This window comes from Mycobacterium sp. (assembly GCF_049683355.1).
In the GTDB taxonomy this organism is placed as follows: Bacteria; Actinomycetota; Actinomycetes; order Mycobacteriales; family Mycobacteriaceae; genus Mycobacterium.
This window is the reverse complement of sequence record NZ_JBAUJB010000206.1, coordinates 15706-32072: the sequence shown is the minus strand read 5'-3', so window position 1 is coordinate 32072 and position 16367 is coordinate 15706. Positions and strand designations below refer to the sequence as shown.

Sequence of the window (16367 nt, the reverse complement as noted above, 5' to 3'; positions counted from 1 at the left end):
CCGCGGCCGCGCCACGGCTGCCCTCAGCGGTCGCGCCGTGTCAGCCGCCGGCGTCTTCGAACGGCCTGCGGGGCCGCGACCAGTGCAGCCGCACCGTCTGCCCGGGACGCGCCTGGGCGACCTTGTCGATGTCATCGTCGACGACCACGCCGACGACCGGGTAACCCCCGGTCACCGGGTGGTCCGGACCGAGGATCACCGGGAAACCGGTCGGCGGGATCTGGATCGCGCCCCGGGTGGCGCCCTCGCTGGGCAGCTGGGTGTCCGGGTTGCGATACTCCAACGGCATTCCGATCAGCCGTATCCCGACCCGGTCACTGCGGTTGGTGACCTGCCAGTTGGTGCGCACCAGGATGTCCGGGTCGACGAACCAGTCGTCCCGGGGACCCGGCACCACCCTGAGTTCGAGGACGTCGTCGGCGATGGCCGCGACCGGCGCCTGGTCGAGTTCGGGAAAGTCGTCGGTGTGCTCGCCGATCGGCAGCACGTCTCCCGGCTGCAGTGGTCCCGGCCCGATCGCCGACATCACGTCGTAGCTTCGTGACCCAAGCACCGGTTCGACGTCGAAGCCGCCACGCACCGCCAGGTACGAGCGCAACCCCGACGGAGGCGGGCTCAGTGAGATCACCTCGCCGTCCTGGGCGTAGTGGATGCTGTTGGTGCCGAACGGAACTCCGTCGACGGCCGGGTCGGTGTCGGCGCCGGTCACCGCGATGGCAACGCCGTCCTTGCCGCCACCGCGCACCCGTGCGGTGAAACCGCCCAGCATCACCTCGACGGTCGCCCGGTCGCCCGGGTTCGCGACGAGCCGGTTGGCCAGGGTGTGCGAGCGTCGGTCGGCCGCGCCGGACCGGGTGACGCCGAGGTGGGACAGACCCGGCCGGCCGAGGTCTTCGACCAGCGCGAGCGGCCCCGTCTTCAGGATTTCCAGCGATGCTCCGCGCATTTGCTGTTGATTCGCTCCGCTCATGACCCGACCTCCCGGAACTGGACCCACGTGCCGGGCGTCAGCAGCGCCGGGTTGTCCCGCTCGACATCCCACAGCGCCGCGGAGGTGCGCCCGATCAACTGCCAGCCGCCGGGCGACTCACGGGGATAGATCCCGCTGAACTCACCGGCCAACCCGACGGAGCCGACGGGCACCTTGGTGCGCGGGTCCGCCCTCCTGGGCACCGCGAGCCGCTCGTCACCGCCGACCAGGTAACCGAAACCCGGTGCAAAGCCGCAGAACCCGACGCGCCACGGCTGCCCGGTGTGTGCCGCGACGACCTCGCGCGCCGACAGTCCGGTCAACCGGGCCACTTCGTCGAGGTCCTCGCCGTCGTAGGTGACGTCGATGACGACGTCGACCGATTCCGGCGTCTCGGCCAGCGCGCTCGCGTCCGGCTCAACCTGGTTCAGCCGCTGCCGGGTGGGTGCCTGGTACCGGTGACCGTCGAGCTGCACGAGAATGGTGCTGGCTGCGGGCACGATGTCCACCACGCCCGGCAGGCCGGCGGTACGCAGCGCCTCGGTCCACGCCAGAACCTCGGCGGTGCCGTCGAACTCGAGGAGCAGCGCGCGGTCGCCGTAGTCCAGAATGCTGCTCGCGCGACCGGCGCGAAGCGCGGCCGTCGCATCCACTGTCACGCTCATGTCCCAAAGCTACCGGGCAGTAGCTTTGAAAGCTCGTACTCTTCTGAAGCTCTTTGGGCCTTGCCAGAGGTGCCTTAAAGTCGGCTCAAACTGCGGGTCGGTAGGTCGGTTCGCGGCGCTTGATGTAGGAGATCACCCGGTAGGTGATCGGCAGCACGAGGATCTCGATGGCGGTCTTGTACAGCCAGCCCTGCGCGGTGTAGGTGGCGAAGTCGCCGAAGCTGGTGATGCCGATGACGCCGGCCGCGATCGCGCAGAACACCACGGTGTCGCCGAGTTGGCCGACGAACGTCGACCCGATCAGTCGCGCCCACAGGTGCTTCTCCTTGGTGCGCTCTTTGATCCGCACCACCACCCAGGCGTTGAGGGTCTGGCCGACGATGAAACCTGCCAGGCCCGCCACGATCAGTCCGGTGTAGGCCCCCGCGATGTTCTCGAAGTGCTCCTGGTTCTCGTAGAAGTCCGCCGCCGGCAGATAGACGGTCACCCAGAAGGCCGCGGCGGCGAGCGCGTTCATCGCGAACCCGGTCAGGATGGCCCGTCGGGCGGCCCGGAAGCCGTACACCTCGGAGAGCACGTCGCCGATCACGTAGGTCAGCGGGAAGACGATGAACCCGCCGTCGGTGATGATCGGGCCGAACTCCACGCCCTTGGTCGCGGTGACGTTGGAGATGATGACCAGCGCGGTGAACACCGCGACCAGGACCGGGTAGTAGGCCGAGCCCACTTTCGCGAACGCGGCGTGGGTGTCCTGGTCGGTGGTCTGGCTGGTCACCGGGCTATTAGATCAGCCCAGGGCAGCGGCGATCATCGGCGGCAACTTCTCGGCGACGACCGGGTAGGACAGTGTCGAGGCGTAGGCGATGGCCCCGGCGAGCTCCTTGCCGGTGAAGACGTTGCGCTGTTCGGCCGTCGCGGACAGACCGGCGATCGTCGGGTCGGCCAGCAGCGCCGCCTGTTCCTCGTCGCTCTCGGTGGTCCAGATGAGGACGTCGGCCGAGTCGAGGACCGTGGCGATGGTGTCGCGCGGGAGCAGCGGTCCGTCGGTGTCGAGGACGGTCAACCCCATCTGGGCCAGGAACTCGCGGCGCCAGTCCGGCTCCTGGACCTGCACACTGTCGCGGTGCAGGGTGCCGCCGAGCAGCAGCACGGTCGTGTCGGTGAACTGCGGGTTTGCCTCTTTGACCGCGGTGAATTTCGCGTCGACGTCGGCGATCAGCTGCGTCATGTCGTCGTGGCGGAAGACTGCCTGGCCGATGGCGCCGGCCTGGTCGCGCCAGGGTTCGAAGAACGCGTCGCGTCCCGACTGTGGGATCGTCGGCGCGACGGCCGACAGCCGGGTGTAGGTGTCCTGGTCGAGTCCGGCGTCGGTCGCCACGATCAGATCCGGTCGCAGGCCGGCGATCTGCTCGACCGGCACACCGTCGGTCAGGTAGAGCACCACCGGTTGCGCGTCACCCAGCCGCGGCAGTGCCCACGGCCAGAGCCCGAACGGTTCGCCGCCGAACCAGTCGGTCACCGCGATCGGGACGACGCCGAGGGCGAGCAGGTCGTCGGCGTCGGTCAACCCGGCGCCGACCACCCGGGTCGGAGGCGCAGGGACGCGCGTCTCACCGAACGCATGCGCGACGGTCACCGACCCGTCGTCGGCGACGGTGCCTGGCTCATCTGATCCGCAGCCGGCCACCAACGCGGCTCCGGCCGACATCGTCAGGAAACTGCGCCGGGACCACCTGGTGGGCACCTGCGTAGCCAACCGACTGGGTCTACGGAACGGGGATGGGCACCATGCCGGCAGGCGGCCATACCGGCGGCGGCGCGGGGGCCGGGGCGGCCGGCGCACCGGGAGGCGCTTCGGGGGAGACGGTGCCCGGAGGGAGCGTGCCGGGCGGGAGCATCGGCATCTGCCGCACACCCATCGCGTCGGCCATCGCCGGGTCCATCTGCGACGGATACAGGGTCTGGTAGAGCTCCTCGGTTCCGCGCATGTTCCACAGTTCCCGCAGGAAGCTCATCTGGCCGGTGTTGTTGAAATCGCCGTTCTGCACCGGCGGGATGAAGGGCGCGGTGCCCGGCGGCGGCGGAGGTGCTGCCGGGCCCGGGATGGGAGCGCCCTCCGCGATGGGGGTGTAGGTGAAGACCTGATTGGGCGCAGGCGCGGGACCGGGTGCACCGGGCACCGGTGCGGCGACACCCGGCGCGGGTGGCAGTGCGGGATCGACGGGTGCCGGCTGCGCACCGGCCTGGCCTGCGAGGGCCAGAGCGCCCCCGGCGACAAACGCGCCGATGACGATGGTCTTGATACGGGACGTGGCGGCCATGGTACGAAGGCTATCGGGTTGAGCGCGAAGGCGTTACTTTTCAGGCTCAGCCCAGCGCCAGCACGACGGCCAGAGCGATCATCATCGCGGCGATCAGCCCGTCGAGAATGCGCCACGTCCTGGGGGTTGCGAAGAATCGGCTGAGCTTCCTGGCGCCGAACCCGAGGCCGCTGAACCACACCACGCTCGCGGTCACCGCGCCGACGCCGAACAGCCACCTGCCGGCCTGGTGTTCATTGGCGAGTGCGCCCAACAGGATGACGGTGTCCAGGTAGACGTGCGGGTTGAGAAAGGTCAGCGCCAGGCAGGTCGCCAGCACACCACCCAGCCGGGCCGGTGTGGCATCCGACGGCGTCAATGTTCCGGGGTGCAGCGCGCGCCGGGCCGCGAGCAGTCCGTAGCCGACCAGGAAGACGGCCCCGCCGTACTTGGCGACGGAGACGACGTCGGGGTGCGCCGCGATGAGGGCCCCGAAGCCGGCGATGCCGGCGAAGATCAACACCAGGTCCGAGACCGCGCACAGCGCGACGACCGGCAGCACGTGCTCACCGCGGATGCCCTGACGCAGCACGAAGGCGTTCTGCGCGCCGATGGCCGCGATGAGTGCCATCGTGGTGGCGAAGCCGGTCAGTACGACCAGGTAGGCGGTGTTCACCCGACTCACGCTAGGCAGCGCTGCTGAATCAGTACATCTAATTATTCTTCAGGTCGATTAGTGAATCTGATGTGGCTGCTCGCGCTGTGGGTGCTACCGGCGCCTGACCCTTAACCGGGCGGCATTCGACAGGCCTGGAGGGGAGGGCGTCGATGCCGAGCAACCCCTTGGGGGTCTCTATCCTTTCTCCGCGACGATGAGCGCGTAGCCGAGCAGTCCATCGGATATGGCGCGCCGGACGATATCCATGAAGTTCAGTACGTCGTCGACGTTGATGCCGGCAGCGACGATGCGTTCCTTCTGGGTCATCCGCATCAGGTGTACTCGCGCCTCGACTTGGTCGAGCATCCGTACCAGAGCGGTGTCATGCGACTCGGCATGAATGGTCGCCAGTCCGGCGCCGTCGAGAATCGCACGATACTGGCCGACGCTTCGGGCGTCGGCGACACACGCGACCCAGGCCGCTGAGGTGCTCAGTTCGTCGGGGAGTCCACTGTCGCCAACTGTGACATCGGCCAGGCCGACACGACCACCCGGCCGCAGTATCCGAGCGAATTCCCCGGCGGCTGTCGCTTTGTCCGTGAACGTGCAGAACGCGCACTCGGTGAGGACGGCATCGAAGCTATTGTCGGGTAGAGGTATTCGCTCGGCGTCCCCGACGTGGAACCGGACTCTGTCGGAGAGTCCAAGGCGTTTGGACATGCGTTCGGCCCGCTGCACGGCCGGCGCTGCGAAGTCCACTCCGTCGACGGCGACGTCGTACTCGGTGGCCAGCAGCCATGCGGTGGCACCGGGTCCCGAGGCGATGTCGGCGACCCTGTGACCGGGACGAAGTTTCACCAATCCCGCCAGCCTTCGGGTCAATGCCGCGCCGCCGGGGTGGTATGAATCGCCGAGGAGCAGAGCGACGGCGTCGGATGAGTAGACCGCCGCGCAACACGACTTGGCGTCCTCCGGAAGGCTCATCGACGAACGGCTTTCCGACCGATGTTGGTGGTATCGGGTGCCACGGCGTCACTGCGGCCCGGATCGGCCAGTTTCGAGCCGTGCGGTGATCGGCCCAGGATGGGCTGCAGCGGGGTCGCGTTCGGGACTACGTCGGGAACCGGCACCCCGGTCATGTCGGATCGCACCTGTTCCCGGTAGCCGACGGAGTTGTAGGCGCAGAACGGGATGAGCCGACCGTCCGGTGTGATCTCCTCGACGCAGCACTTCATGAGCTGTCTCACGTTCAGGGTGTAGGGATCCTGGAAGTCCTGTACGACGATCATGAACGCGGAGTCGGTGATGTTCGCAAGCGCTTCAGGTAGGTTCACCCCACACGCGTCGGCGCAGTCCAGGGCCTGCGCGGCCCGGCTCAGGTGCTCGGCGGTGGCGTCGGTACCCATGAACGCTGATGCACTCCAGAGCTTTTCGAGGGCTGTGCGGATCTCGTAGTCGGGGACCACCCGGTTGCTCACGTAGTCCAGATAGTCCTCGACATCGAGGAGTCGCGGGATCGGGACCACGTGCTCACCGTCGGTGATCAGGTAGGTGACCGAGCGGCAGGTGGGGAAGCAGCACGGTACGGGGAAGAAGTCGTCGGCGCGAAACCAGTCGGGGAGTTGCGCGGCGATGCCGTGGATGACGTCGGGGTTGGTCAGCCGCGTCATGGGGTCGAACTCGAGGTGCCGGCCGGCATGGGTGACAGGTTGAAACGCCACTGAACGCACGGCGGGATGCGCGATGCCGTATCGGATGATGGCGCCCAGTTCGTGGTCGTTGACGCCGCGTTCGACGGCGGCGACCAAGGTGACGGTCAGACCTGACTCGGAGCAGTTGTTCAGGGCCCGGCGTTTGATGTCGCGCAGGTCTCGTCCTCGGATGTCGAGGTGGGTCTTGGCATCGAATCCGTCGAACTGGAGGTAGATGTTGACTGGACGTCCAGGGCGGTTGCGGGCGCCGAGTTCGGCAACGAAGCGTGGGTCGGTTGCCAGCCGAATCCCGTTGGTGTTGAGGTTGACTGCTTTGATCGGCCGAGCCTGTGCAGCGTCGATGAATTGCAGGATGTGTTTGTGGATCGTGGGTTCACCGCCGGAGAACATCACCACTTCGGGCTCGCCTTCGGCGTCGACGAAGGTGTCGAGCATCCGCTCACATTGTTCGAGTGTGATCGAGTAGCCATCGGGCTGGTGTCCGGAGTCGGCGAAGCAGATCGGGCAGTCCAGGTTGCAGTTGGTGTTCACTTCGATCAGACCGAGGCAGGCGTGCTGTTTGTGGTCAGGGCACAGGCCGCAGTCGGACGGGCAACCGTCGCGGACCTCGGTCTGAAATCGAAGCGGGATGGTGCCCGGCTTGTTGAACCTCAAGGAGTCCATATACATCTGCGCATCGCCGTAGATCAGTGCCTCGAATTCGCCGTGCTCGCGGCATCTCTTGCGCAGATAGACCTTGTTGTCACGAATGTTGACCTGCGCGTCGGTCACGACCTTGCACACCGGGCAGATCGACTTGGTGTACTCGACGAATACCTCGTCCCGGTCCTTCTTCGCATCGATCACGCCAGTCACGCCCTTCGCTCGGTCAACCCTTGTTCTCGGGGTGATTCTCGACCGGTCGATACCGCTGCGTGGTGAAAAGGTCAGCGCGCTGACACCCTTGGGGCCAACGGTGTCGATCCGCGGGTGGCTGTCGGGATTGTCATGGCGCTGACAGTCGGTGTTTCCCGATGCGGTGTTGTGGGTTGCCGCATGTGGACCAACAACTGAATGGAGCTTCGATGACAGCCGACACATTTGACGTAGTGGTGATCGGAATGGGACCTGGCGGTGAGGCCGCCGCGACGAGGTTGTCCTGCGCGGGCTTGACGGTGCTGGGCGTGGAGGGGCGTTTGGTCGGCGGCGAGTGTCCGTACTACGCGTGTGTGCCGACCAAGATGATGATTCGGGCGGCGAACACGTTGGCTGAGAACGTGTTGGGAAAGTGACTCGGCGTGCCTACGTGATTGATGTGACTTGAGTTGTCAGTGTGTACTCGTGGTCGAGAGCAAGCGCTACCCATCGGATCTAACCGATGCTCAGTGGCAGTTGATCGAACCGTTGGTGCCTGAACCGCGCTCGGGTGGTCGTCCCGCGGTGCACCCCAGGCGCCGGATCGTAGATGCGATCCTGTACGTGAACCGCACCGGGTGCGCGTGGCGTCAACTGCCGCACGACTTTCCGCCGTGGGCAACGGTGTTCTGGTACTTCAAGCGCTGGCGTCAAGACGGTGTAGTGGACCGGTGCCACGATGCGCTGCGCGACCGGGTTCGCGACGCGCAGGGCCGAGATCCAATGGCCTCGGCGGGCTGCGTGGACGCCCAGTCGGTCAAGGGCGCTGATACCGTCGGCGCGGCGGTGCGCGGCTTTGACGCGGGCAAGAAGGTCAACGGCCGCAAACGCCACATCGTCGTCGACACGATGGGCCTGTTGCTGCTGGTGGTGATCACCTCGGCGGGCGTGCAAGACCGCGACGGGGCGCGCACGCTCATCGAGAAGGTCAAGATGGCCATGCCGTCGCTGTCGCTGCTGTGGGCCGACGGCGGATACGCCGGCAAGCTGGTCGACTGGGCCGAGCGCATCGCCCACATCACCGTCGAGATCGTGCGCAAACCCCCGGGAATCAAGACATTCCAGGTGCTGCCGCGGCGCTGGGTAGTAGAGCGCACATTCGCTTGGATCACCAAATGCCGCCGCCTCGACCACGATTACGAACGGCTGCCCGAAACCAGCGAGGCGATGATCAAATGGGCGATGATCGGGCTGATGGTGCGCCGACTCGAACCGGCACCCGGGCGGCGTCCCTGGCAGAGCGCCACAACCGCAGCTTGAGACTTTCCCAACACGTTCTGAGGCCGGCCGTGTCGGCGCTCTGGCGGGTTCAGCGGCGGTGCGCCCTGACTGGGGTCATGTGGCGGGTCGAATTCGCGCCGAGGCGACGGATGATTGGGACGACGCGGTGGCGGTTGCCCGATTCGAGAAGGCCGGTGGTCGCTTTGTGCGGGGCTGGGCCCGGATTAGCGCTCCCGGCGAGGTCACGGTCGACACGGCAACGGGTTCGCGGGTCTTTCAGGCAACGCAGGGGATCGTCCTCAATCCCGGTACGCAGCCGGCCGTACCGCCGATCCCGGGGCTTGCGGACACACCGTATTGGACGAACCGGGAGGCAGTGGCAGTCAAGGAGGTTCCGTCGTCGTTGATCGTGTTCGGCGGCGGCCCGGTGGCCAGTGAATTCGCCCAGGTGTTCGCGCGGTTCGGAAGTTCGGTCACCATGCTGGTGCGCAGCCGTTTGCTGTCGCACGATGAGCCCGAGTCTGGCGAGGCTCTGGGGGAAGTTCTCGCCTCTGAGGGCGTCGCCGTGCGCACCGGCGTTTCGGTGACGCGGGTGACGCATGATGGTCGACGCTTCACCGTCTCGCTCGACGACGGGGTCGTGCACCACGCCGAGCAGCTACTGGTCGCGACGGGGCGGCGCGCGGACCTCGCGGCTCTTGGCGTGGGCAACCTCGGTATAGACGAGCAGTCGCCGACGATCGAGGTCGACGAGCGGATGCGGGCGGGCGACAGATTGTGGGCCATCGGTGACGTGACCGGTCGCGGCGCGTTCACCCACATGTCGATGTATCAGGCGGATATCGCCGCCAGCGACATCCTCGGTGCGGCGACCCGAGCGGCGGACTATCGTGCAGTACCGCGGGTGACCTTCACCGACCCGGAGGTTGGAACGGTGGGTGTCACTGAGGCGATGGCACGTGCCGGTGGGGTGTCGGTGAGGACTGGCATCACTCGGGTGCCGCCGTCGTCGCGCGGCTGGATACACAAGGCGGGTAATGACGGGTTCATCAAACTGATCGAGGACGCCGACCGCGGTGTGCTCGTTGGCGCGACCTCGGTCGGTCCGGCCGGCGGCGAGGTGCTGGGCGCGCTGGCGGTCGCCATTCACGCCGAAGTGCCTGTAAGGACCTTGCGCGACATGATCTTCGCCTACCCGACCTTTCACGGCGCCATCGCAGCGGCACTGAAAGATCTTGGCGATCAGGCCGATTAAGCAGACACCGTCACCGTGTTTACACTCACGAGGCCCGTGCCGCCTCGGTGTGCTCGAAACGACCCCCAACCCCGAAGGAGAACCATTCATGGCCACAATGCGCACGCACCTGACTATCGACCGCCCGGCCGATGCCGTCTGGGCTGTCGTCAGCGACGCCGGCACACCTCCTGTTGGTTCCCGTCAGTACAGACGTCGGAAGCCGCCGGCGGGGAGCGGCACTGCGTCCTCGCTGGAGGGGCCCCGCTCGATGAGGAGATCGTCACCAGCGACGACGAGCTGTGTCGGTTCCAGTATCGGATCGTCGGTGGAGGACTACCCGTCGCGTTCCACCTGGGCACGATCGACGTCCTCGATCAGGGGGATCGAAGCTTGGTGATCTACAGCACCGAGATCGACCCGGATGAGGTCGCCGGCACGCTGGGCCCGGCGATCGAAGACGGCCTACGCGGATTGAAGATGTACTGCGAATCAGGAAACTGAGGCCCGGTGCGACTGCGTGTGCGTTGTGTTCTGCCGCTGAGCATTTCGCGCGGGTAGTTCGTGGGGCCTGAATTTAGCGGGGTCTTCGCGGAGTATGCGTCGCACGCTCAGCGTGTGCGCGCCAGATGCCGAAGAACCAAATCGACAGGATCAGAAGAAAGTAGCTCAAACCGAGAATGTCCATATGAGTGAAACACTGCTCGGTGTGTGACCCCCGCAACGATTGTCAGCTTGGTGACGATACTGGCCCGCATTACAACGGCGTCGTCGAGAGCGCACGGCCTGAACGTCGGGCTGTCCGCGCATGACGGTACGCATGACGGCAACGGAGGCCATGGACGTGCATAGCGTGTTCTCCACTGTTGTGACACGTGTCTGGGTTCGTCGACGACATCATGTGATGTCGGGCGGTCGACGATCGCTGCGGGCTCGCAGGACACTGCGCACCAGAATCCATAGTGGAGGGATGCGTGCACCGAAACGATGCACGAGTACGCCGAGCAGTGCCCCGAATACGGCCTGCGCGGCGTAGACGGTGATGTGGAATTCGGCAACGGTGACTGAGGAGAACACACCGCCGATGCCGAGAGTGCACGGCAGCGCCCTGACCGAGCGTGCGCTGAAGCTGAGCCGCGACTTCCTGGCACAGTCAGCCACGGGCCACACCCATACAGTGCCGCCGGCAATGCGGGCGGCGGTCCATCTGCACACCCCGGGTGCCGGTCTCATCTCAAGGATCGGTAGCCCGCCACCATCCGTTGCACCGCACTGATCGCCACGACGCCTGCCCACAGCACGGCAATCTGCCATGCCACGGTGGAGAAGATCAGCCATAGGCTGTGCACGACAATGGTTTCCGCACCTTCGGCCAGTCCACCGAGGAAGGACAGCGATCGTCCGTCGTCCAGGGTCCGGCCTGATCTCTCGGCGATGGACGAGAAGGCGAGGAACGCCGTTCCGTTGATGTAGTACGCCAACAGCACCAGTAGAAAGGGCCACCACGGCGCCCCGTGGGCCGTGTTGGCGCCGAAGGCAACCCCGACCACCGTGGCGCCGTAGACCAGAAAGTCGGCGGTGATGTCGAAGAAACCCCCTGCACCGGAATCGGATTCGTCGCGGTCGCGTGATCTCCGCACTCGCGCCACCGGCCCATCGAGTCCGTCGGCGAGGCGGGACAGAAGCCACAGTGCCAACGACACCCACCACCAGGTGGCGGCTGCGGCCGCGGCGCTGCCGAGACCCAGGACCAGGCCTACAGTGGTGAGCCGGTTTGCGGTCAAGCCAACTTGGGCGCCTCGTTCGGCGACACGGGCGAGCGGTCGTTCCAGGTGCCTACGAAGGTAATTGTCGAACATCGGTCGGGTCACCCTCTACTTGGTCGTCGCCCGAATCCAGCGGATCGCCGCCGACAGCGGAGCTGTTCTTGAGCCGTCGAGCAGCGTATCCGGCGACCACCGTCACGATCACCACCGCGAGCACCGCGGCGGCGAAGGGCCAGGACAGCGGTGACGTCCCGTACGCGCCCAACGCCGTGTAGCCGACGGTCGCGGGGACGATGCCCACGGCGGTCCCGAGAAGGTAGTCGCGCTGGCGCACCGCACTGAGACCTGCCGCGTAGTTCACCGCCATGAACGGAAACAGCGGCACCAGGCGCACCAGCAAGACCGAGATCAGACCGCGACGTTCGAGCATGGCATCGATCGTGGCGATGCGGGCCCACCGGATGCGTGACACCCCGTCGCGGCCCAAAAAACGGGCCAGCAGAAAGGCCACCCATGCGCCGAGCGTCGCGGCGAATACCACCACCGCGGCCCCGACCACTAGGCCGAAGAGTAGTCCGCTGGCGATGGTCAGGGCGCTGGCAGGGAACGGCGTCAGGGTCGCTCCGGCGTACACGGCTACGAAGGCCACCACCCCCCACGCTCCGGCGGCGGCCACTTGGTCGCGCAGCGAAGCGGGATCGGGCAGCTCGGTGGTGAGTGCCAACGTGATCCCGCCCCCGATGAGAAGGGCGAGGATCGCCGCCTTGAGTCGGTAGTCGATCCGCGTCCGCGGTGGCGCTGCGTCGCGTTCTGGTGTCTGCATCAGGCTCCATCGTCGTCGGTATTCACGATGGGAAGGCTTCGAGAGCCTCACTGTGTTCCCCTAGGCGAAGATTGCGTCGAAACTGCGCGGCCGCTCAGTGGGGTGGCCCGCCTGTCAAGAGGAGTTCTCGTGTCGCACCAGCCAACGTACGGATTATGACCACACGGCGGCGACCATACACAGTGGCGTCCCTGGTGACCGTGGTGTGCACATTGGCCGCGTGCGCCGCCCCGGATCCCGACCCCGTTCAGGCAGCGCCTGCGTCGTGGTCCGAGATTGCGGACCAGGCGAGGGGGCAGACGGTGTCGCTGTGGATGTACGGCGGTGACGAGCAGGGCAACACCTACGTCGACGACGTACTGGCACCGGCCGCCCAGCAGGCCGGAGTGACGTTGCGTCGGGTACCGATCGCCGACACCGGTGACGCGCTGAACCGCATCCTTGCCGAGCGGCAGGCCGGCGTCACCGACGGTGATGTCGACCTGGTGTGGGTCAACGGGGACAACTTCGGGACCGGTAAGCAGGCGGGTGCCTGGCTGTGCGGGTGGACGGAGTCGCTGCCCAACATGGCGCTGACCGATCCCGACGACCCACTGTTGACCAACGACTTCGGCACCCCCGTCGATGGGTGCGAATCACCCTGGCACAAGGCGCAGTTCACCTTGGTGTACAACGCCGAGAGAGTTCCGGACCCGCCGACCGATTTTCTCGGCGTGCTGGACTGGGTGCAGGCCAACCCTGGACGGTTTACCTACCCGGCGCCCCCTGACTTCACCGGGTCGGTGTTCATCCGCGAGGCGCTCATCGCCGTCTCCGGCGGCCCCCGGAACGTTCCCCTGGAGTTCTCGCTACAGGACTACGACCGGCTGGCGCCGCCCCTGTTCGAGCGACTGAACGCGTTGAGACCGTTTCTGTGGCGGGCGGGAGCCACCTACCCGCAGACGTCCTCAGAGCTCAACGATCTCTACGCCGGCGGCCAGGTCGACATGACGATGACCTACGGCCCCGCCACCCTGACCGAACTTGTCGCCGACGGCACCTATCCCCCGCAAACCAAGGTCCTGACCCTGACGGACGGGACGGTCGGAAATGCCAGCTTCCTCGCTATCCCGTCCACCTCCGGCAGCAGTGCAGGGGCGCGGGTCGTCGCCAACCTGGCGCTGTCACCGGAACAGCAACTGGAGAAGGCCAAGCCCGAGGTGTGGGGCCAATTCACCGTCCTGGACCCGAACCGGCTGTCCGCGGCGGACCGCGGCGTATTCGACGCGCTGCCCGCCTCACCGGTGGTGCCGCCGTACGACGTGCTCGCCCGAAACGCCCATGCGGAACTGGCCGCCGAGTGGGTGGCACCGCTCGACGAGGGATGGCGGCGCAATGTCCTCGCGGCCGGCTGAGTCGGCAGCGTCCTGGCGCGCTGCGCTGTGGGTACTGCCGGCGGTGGTCCCGGTTGTGGCCGTCCTCATCGGCGGACTGGGGTCGGCGCTGTTGCAGAGCCTGGGCCTGATGCCGCTCGTCGGTGCGCCGGCGCTGACAGTCGACGCCTACCGCGCCAACGCCGACGACATGGCGACGTCCGCAGCGTTGTCCGTCGCGATCGCCACCGCGGCCACGGTAATCGGCGTGCTGATCGGGGTCGCCACAGCCCTGACCGCGGTGGGCGGTCGTCGCGCGGCACTGTGGGCGGCAACGGTGACCGTCCCCGTCCCGCACCTGATCGGCGCCGCGACCATGGGTCTGCTTCTCGCCGACTCCGGCCTGTTGGCGAGGGTGTTCGGATTGTCCGACGGCGGCTGGCCTGCTCTGGTCGGCGGCCGATGGTGGATCGCTGTGGTCCTTGAGTACGCCTGGAAGGAGTCCGCGTTCATCGCGTTGGTGGTGGCGTCGGTGCTGGCTACCCGCGTCGCCGGCTATGACGAGACCGCCGCCATGCTCGGAGCCTCGCGGCGTGCCCGACTGCGGTTGGTGACGTTTCCGCTGATCCGTCCCGCCGTGGTGGCCGCGGCGACCATCAGCTTCACCTACACCCTGGGCTCCTACGAGGTGGCTCTGCTGCTCGGCCGGGCGTATCCGGAACCGCTCCCGGTGATGGCGATCCGGTTGTTCACCTCGATCGACCTCGCCACCCGGCCCCAGGCAGCCGCGGCGGCCGTCGTCACCGCGGCGTTGGCGCTGCTCGCGGTGGCCGGCGCACTGACGATGTTGCGGCGATCGGCGATCTGGCGGTGATCGGCTGGACCCGCACCGCCACGGGACGAGGCGTGCGCGCAGCGCTGACGCTGTGGTTTCTCCTTCCCCTGGTCCCGATGCTGTTGTGGGCGTTCGCGAATCGCTGGCCCTTTCCGGATCTGCTGCCGCAGCAGTGGGGTCTGGACGGGGTGCGTAGCGGCCTCGCCGCGGGCGCCCCCCACGCGTTCGTCGTCTCGACGGCCATCGGGCTCGCGGTCGCGGCCATCGCCACCCCTGCCGGTGCACTCGCGGCCCGCGCCCTGGCCTCTGGCCGGCTGCCTTTTCCACGGCTGACCGAAGCCGTGCTGTTCGCGCCGCTGGTCCTGCCCGCGTTCGCGGTGGCGATGGGCTTGGACGTGCTGGTCCTGCGTACCCGAGTTCCGAGTCCCCTCGCCGTCGTCGCCGTGCTGTCGGTGGCCGCGATCCCGTACACCACCTATCTGATGCGGGCCGCCTTCGGCGCCTACGACATCGGCTTCGAGGAGGAGGCGCGCACGTTGGGCGCATCCCGCACGACCGTGTTGCTTCGGGTGCAGATCCCGCTGCTGGCGCCGGCGCTGTCCGGCGCGGCGTTCCTGGCGTTCCTCGTCGGATGGAGTGACTACGTGGTGACCCTGCTCATCGGGGGCGGACGAGTGGTGAGCGTTCCGATCCTGGTGGGGTCGTTCGCCGCAGGCACCGGAAACGATGCCGTCGTCGCGGCGCTGTCCCTGGCAGCGGTGGTTCCGCCGTTGATACTGCTCGTGGTGGTCGCCCGCGCCGGACGCCGAACGCAGAACCCGGCATGAGTACCCGACTGCGGGTGCGTGACCTCACTCGCCGGCACCCGGGCCAGCCGGTACCGGCGTTGCATGGGCTCGACGTCGACGTCGACGGCGGTGCATGCCTGGCGCTGCTCGGCCCGTCGGGATCCGGAAAGAGCACGGCGCTGAGGCTGATCGCCGGACTGGATACACCCACCTGTGGCAGCGTGCTTCTCGATGGCGAGGATGTGACGGACACACCAGCGGAGAAGCGCGGCATCGCGATGGTTTTCCAACGGCCACTGCTCTTTCCGCATCTGTCGGTCATCGACAACGTCGCCTTCGCTGCGCGTGCGGCGGGGCTTTCCCGCCGGGACTCCCGGGCGGCGTCGCGGCGGTACCTCGACCTGGTCCAGCTCAGCGACTTCGCGAGCCGTTCTGTCGCCGATATCTCGGGCGGACAAGCTCAGCGGGTGGCGCTGGCCAGATCGCTTGCCGCCGAGCCCAAGGTGCTGCTACTCGACGAACCGTTCGGCGCGCTGGACAGCGCGCTGCGCAGTGATATGTATGCCCTTCTGCGAGCGGTGAGGGACGAACTCGACCCCACCATCGTCCTGGTGACCCACGACCAGTCCGAAGCGGCCATGGTCGCCGATTCCATTGCGGTGCTCATCGGCGGTGTACTGGAACACCATTCCGACGTGCAGGCCGCATACGTACGGCCGTCGACCCTGGCGGTACACCGGTTGATGGGCGGGCTCAACGAGATTCACGGCTGCGTCGCCACCGGGGTACACCACTCCGACCTGGGTCCGCATGCGCTGCCGGCGGCCGCGCGCATTCCCGACGGAGCTGCCGTGTTGGTGTTTCGCCACGAGATAGTGCGCCTGACCTCCGCGACCGATGTACCTGTCACCGGCACCATCACCTCGCTGCAGCCGTCCGGGATCCGGTGCCTGGCCTGTGTGCGCGTCGGTTCGTCGTCGGTGTTCGTCGAACTCGAACCTCAGGTGAATCTCACCGTCGGCGCCGACGTCGGGGTGGAGGTTCCCGCCGGTGCGCTCCATGCGATCAGCACGGCCCTGTAGCTCCACATGGAGGGCGAAGCGTCTGTCAGGTAGGACTTGCGAGCCACCCCAAGCACGACAACGCTGA

At 67.1% G+C, this 16367-nt stretch carries 19 protein-coding genes; 8 read left to right on the top strand and 11 right to left on the bottom strand.

Translation table 11 applies throughout. From position 1 onward, the window contains the following. Nucleotides 1-40: 40 nt before the first annotated feature. The 8 genes from WA944_RS12425 to WA944_RS12390 form a co-directional block, all read right to left on the bottom strand. A complete protein-coding gene (locus WA944_RS12425; protein WP_288077088.1) occupies nucleotides 41-946 on the bottom strand; it encodes a 5-oxoprolinase/urea amidolyase family protein in 906 nt (301 codons plus the stop codon). A 20-nt stretch (nucleotides 947-966) separates the two neighbouring features. Continuing rightward, entirely contained in the window at nucleotides 967-1635 is a 669-nt protein-coding gene (gene pxpB / locus WA944_RS12420; RefSeq protein WP_526372216.1) for a 5-oxoprolinase subunit PxpB, read from the bottom strand. 85 nt (nucleotides 1636-1720) lie between these two features. Then, the gene (locus tag WA944_RS12415) at nucleotides 1721-2410 is read right to left on the bottom strand and encodes a queuosine precursor transporter (protein ID WP_526372214.1); all 690 of its coding nucleotides are present in this window, start codon (nucleotides 2408-2410) and stop codon (nucleotides 1721-1723) included. Between the two features lie 12 nt (nucleotides 2411-2422). Beyond that, nucleotides 2423-3379, bottom strand: coding sequence for an ABC transporter substrate-binding protein (locus WA944_RS12410; protein ID WP_526646990.1), 957 nt, complete (start codon nucleotides 3377-3379; stop codon nucleotides 2423-2425). Nucleotides 3380-3401: 22 nt separating this feature from the next. Further along, nucleotides 3402-3956, bottom strand: a complete 555-nt coding sequence (locus tag WA944_RS12405) for a hypothetical protein (RefSeq protein ID WP_526609172.1) — start codon at nucleotides 3954-3956, stop codon at nucleotides 3402-3404. Between the two features lie 46 nt (nucleotides 3957-4002). Continuing rightward, nucleotides 4003-4611: an L-lysine exporter gene (gene lysE, locus WA944_RS12400; RefSeq protein WP_526372208.1), complete on the bottom strand. Its 609-nt coding sequence runs from the start codon at nucleotides 4609-4611 to the stop codon at nucleotides 4003-4005. A gap of 177 nt (nucleotides 4612-4788) precedes the next feature. After that, on the bottom strand, nucleotides 4789-5577 hold the full coding sequence (locus WA944_RS12395) for a class I SAM-dependent methyltransferase (protein ID WP_526646989.1): 789 nt from the start codon (nucleotides 5575-5577) through the stop codon (nucleotides 4789-4791). Then, complete coding sequence (locus tag WA944_RS12390; protein WP_526372204.1) at nucleotides 5574-7151, bottom strand: radical SAM protein; 1578 nt, start codon at nucleotides 7149-7151, stop codon at nucleotides 5574-5576. The genes WA944_RS12395 and WA944_RS12390 overlap by 4 nt, the downstream gene beginning before the upstream one ends. A 218-nt stretch (nucleotides 7152-7369) precedes the next feature. Between WA944_RS12390 and WA944_RS12385 the strand changes: the two genes are divergently transcribed. The 4 genes from WA944_RS12385 to WA944_RS12370 are packed head-to-tail and all read left to right on the top strand — an operon-like array spanning nucleotide 7370 to nucleotide 10158. Beyond that, nucleotides 7370-7576, top strand: coding sequence for an FAD-dependent oxidoreductase (locus tag WA944_RS12385; protein WP_526372202.1), 207 nt, complete (start codon nucleotides 7370-7372; stop codon nucleotides 7574-7576). A 49-nt stretch (nucleotides 7577-7625) separates the two neighbouring features. Next, entirely contained in the window at nucleotides 7626-8459 is an 834-nt protein-coding gene (locus WA944_RS12380; protein ID WP_526372200.1) for an IS5 family transposase, read from the top strand. Nucleotides 8460-8517: 58 nt separating this feature from the next. Beyond that, a complete protein-coding gene (locus WA944_RS12375; protein ID WP_526372180.1) occupies nucleotides 8518-9675 on the top strand; it encodes a dihydrolipoyl dehydrogenase family protein in 1158 nt (385 codons plus the stop codon). 15 nt (nucleotides 9676-9690) lie between these two features. Next, complete coding sequence (locus tag WA944_RS12370) at nucleotides 9691-10158, top strand: SRPBCC family protein (protein WP_526646988.1); 468 nt, start codon at nucleotides 9691-9693, stop codon at nucleotides 10156-10158. A gap of 393 nt (nucleotides 10159-10551) precedes the next feature. Here WA944_RS12370 and WA944_RS12365 read toward each other — a convergent pair whose 3' ends face one another. The 3 genes from WA944_RS12365 to WA944_RS12355 form a co-directional block, all read right to left on the bottom strand. Beyond that, complete coding sequence (locus tag WA944_RS12365; RefSeq protein ID WP_526368984.1) at nucleotides 10552-10815, bottom strand: hypothetical protein; 264 nt, start codon at nucleotides 10813-10815, stop codon at nucleotides 10552-10554. A 68-nt stretch (nucleotides 10816-10883) separates the two neighbouring features. Beyond that, entirely contained in the window at nucleotides 10884-11438 is a 555-nt protein-coding gene (locus WA944_RS12360) for a CDP-alcohol phosphatidyltransferase family protein (protein WP_526368982.1), read from the bottom strand. A gap of 52 nt (nucleotides 11439-11490) precedes the next feature. Continuing rightward, nucleotides 11491-12243, bottom strand: a complete 753-nt coding sequence (locus WA944_RS12355) for a TVP38/TMEM64 family protein (RefSeq protein ID WP_526368980.1) — start codon at nucleotides 12241-12243, stop codon at nucleotides 11491-11493. 182 nt (nucleotides 12244-12425) lie between these two features. Between WA944_RS12355 and WA944_RS12350 the strand changes: the two genes are divergently transcribed. From WA944_RS12350 to WA944_RS12335, 4 genes are read left to right on the top strand one after another with little or no spacing between them, the layout of a single operon-like run. Next, nucleotides 12426-13637, top strand: coding sequence for an ABC transporter substrate-binding protein (locus WA944_RS12350; RefSeq protein WP_526368978.1), 1212 nt, complete (start codon nucleotides 12426-12428; stop codon nucleotides 13635-13637). Beyond that, complete coding sequence (locus tag WA944_RS12345) at nucleotides 13618-14469, top strand: ABC transporter permease (RefSeq protein ID WP_526368976.1); 852 nt, start codon at nucleotides 13618-13620, stop codon at nucleotides 14467-14469. The genes WA944_RS12350 and WA944_RS12345 overlap by 20 nt, the downstream gene beginning before the upstream one ends. Beyond that, nucleotides 14466-15257 carry an ABC transporter permease gene (locus tag WA944_RS12340; protein WP_526646987.1) on the top strand — a complete coding sequence of 264 codons (792 nt, stop codon included), beginning with the start codon at nucleotides 14466-14468 and terminating at the stop codon, nucleotides 15255-15257. The genes WA944_RS12345 and WA944_RS12340 overlap by 4 nt, the downstream gene beginning before the upstream one ends. Next, the gene (locus tag WA944_RS12335; protein ID WP_526368972.1) at nucleotides 15254-16300 is read left to right on the top strand and encodes an ABC transporter ATP-binding protein; all 1047 of its coding nucleotides are present in this window, start codon (nucleotides 15254-15256) and stop codon (nucleotides 16298-16300) included. Before WA944_RS12340 ends, WA944_RS12335 begins: the two co-directional genes overlap by 4 nt. The last annotated feature ends 67 nt before the right edge of the window (nucleotides 16301-16367 follow it).

Bases quoted from the DNA above. Each gene is read 5' to 3' on its own strand.
- WA944_RS12425 (WP_288077088.1), bottom strand. From the start codon at position 946: ATGCGCGGAGCATCGCTGGAAATCCTGAAGACGGGGCCGCTCGCGCTG.
- pxpB (WP_526372216.1), bottom strand. From the start codon at position 1,635: ATGAGCGTGACAGTGGATGCGACGGCCGCGCTTCGCGCCGGTCGCGCG.
- WA944_RS12405 (WP_526609172.1), bottom strand. From the start codon at position 3,956: ATGGCCGCCACGTCCCGTATCAAGACCATCGTCATCGGCGCGTTTGTC.
- WA944_RS12395 (WP_526646989.1), bottom strand. From the start codon at position 5,577: ATGAGCCTTCCGGAGGACGCCAAGTCGTGTTGCGCGGCGGTCTACTCA.
- WA944_RS12385 (WP_526372202.1), top strand. From the start codon at position 7,370: ATGACAGCCGACACATTTGACGTAGTGGTGATCGGAATGGGACCTGGC.
- WA944_RS12355 (WP_526368980.1), bottom strand. From the start codon at position 12,243: ATGCAGACACCAGAACGCGACGCAGCGCCACCGCGGACGCGGATCGAC.
- WA944_RS12345 (WP_526368976.1), top strand. From the start codon at position 13,618: ATGTCCTCGCGGCCGGCTGAGTCGGCAGCGTCCTGGCGCGCTGCGCTG.
- WA944_RS12335 (WP_526368972.1), top strand. From the start codon at position 15,254: ATGAGTACCCGACTGCGGGTGCGTGACCTCACTCGCCGGCACCCGGGC.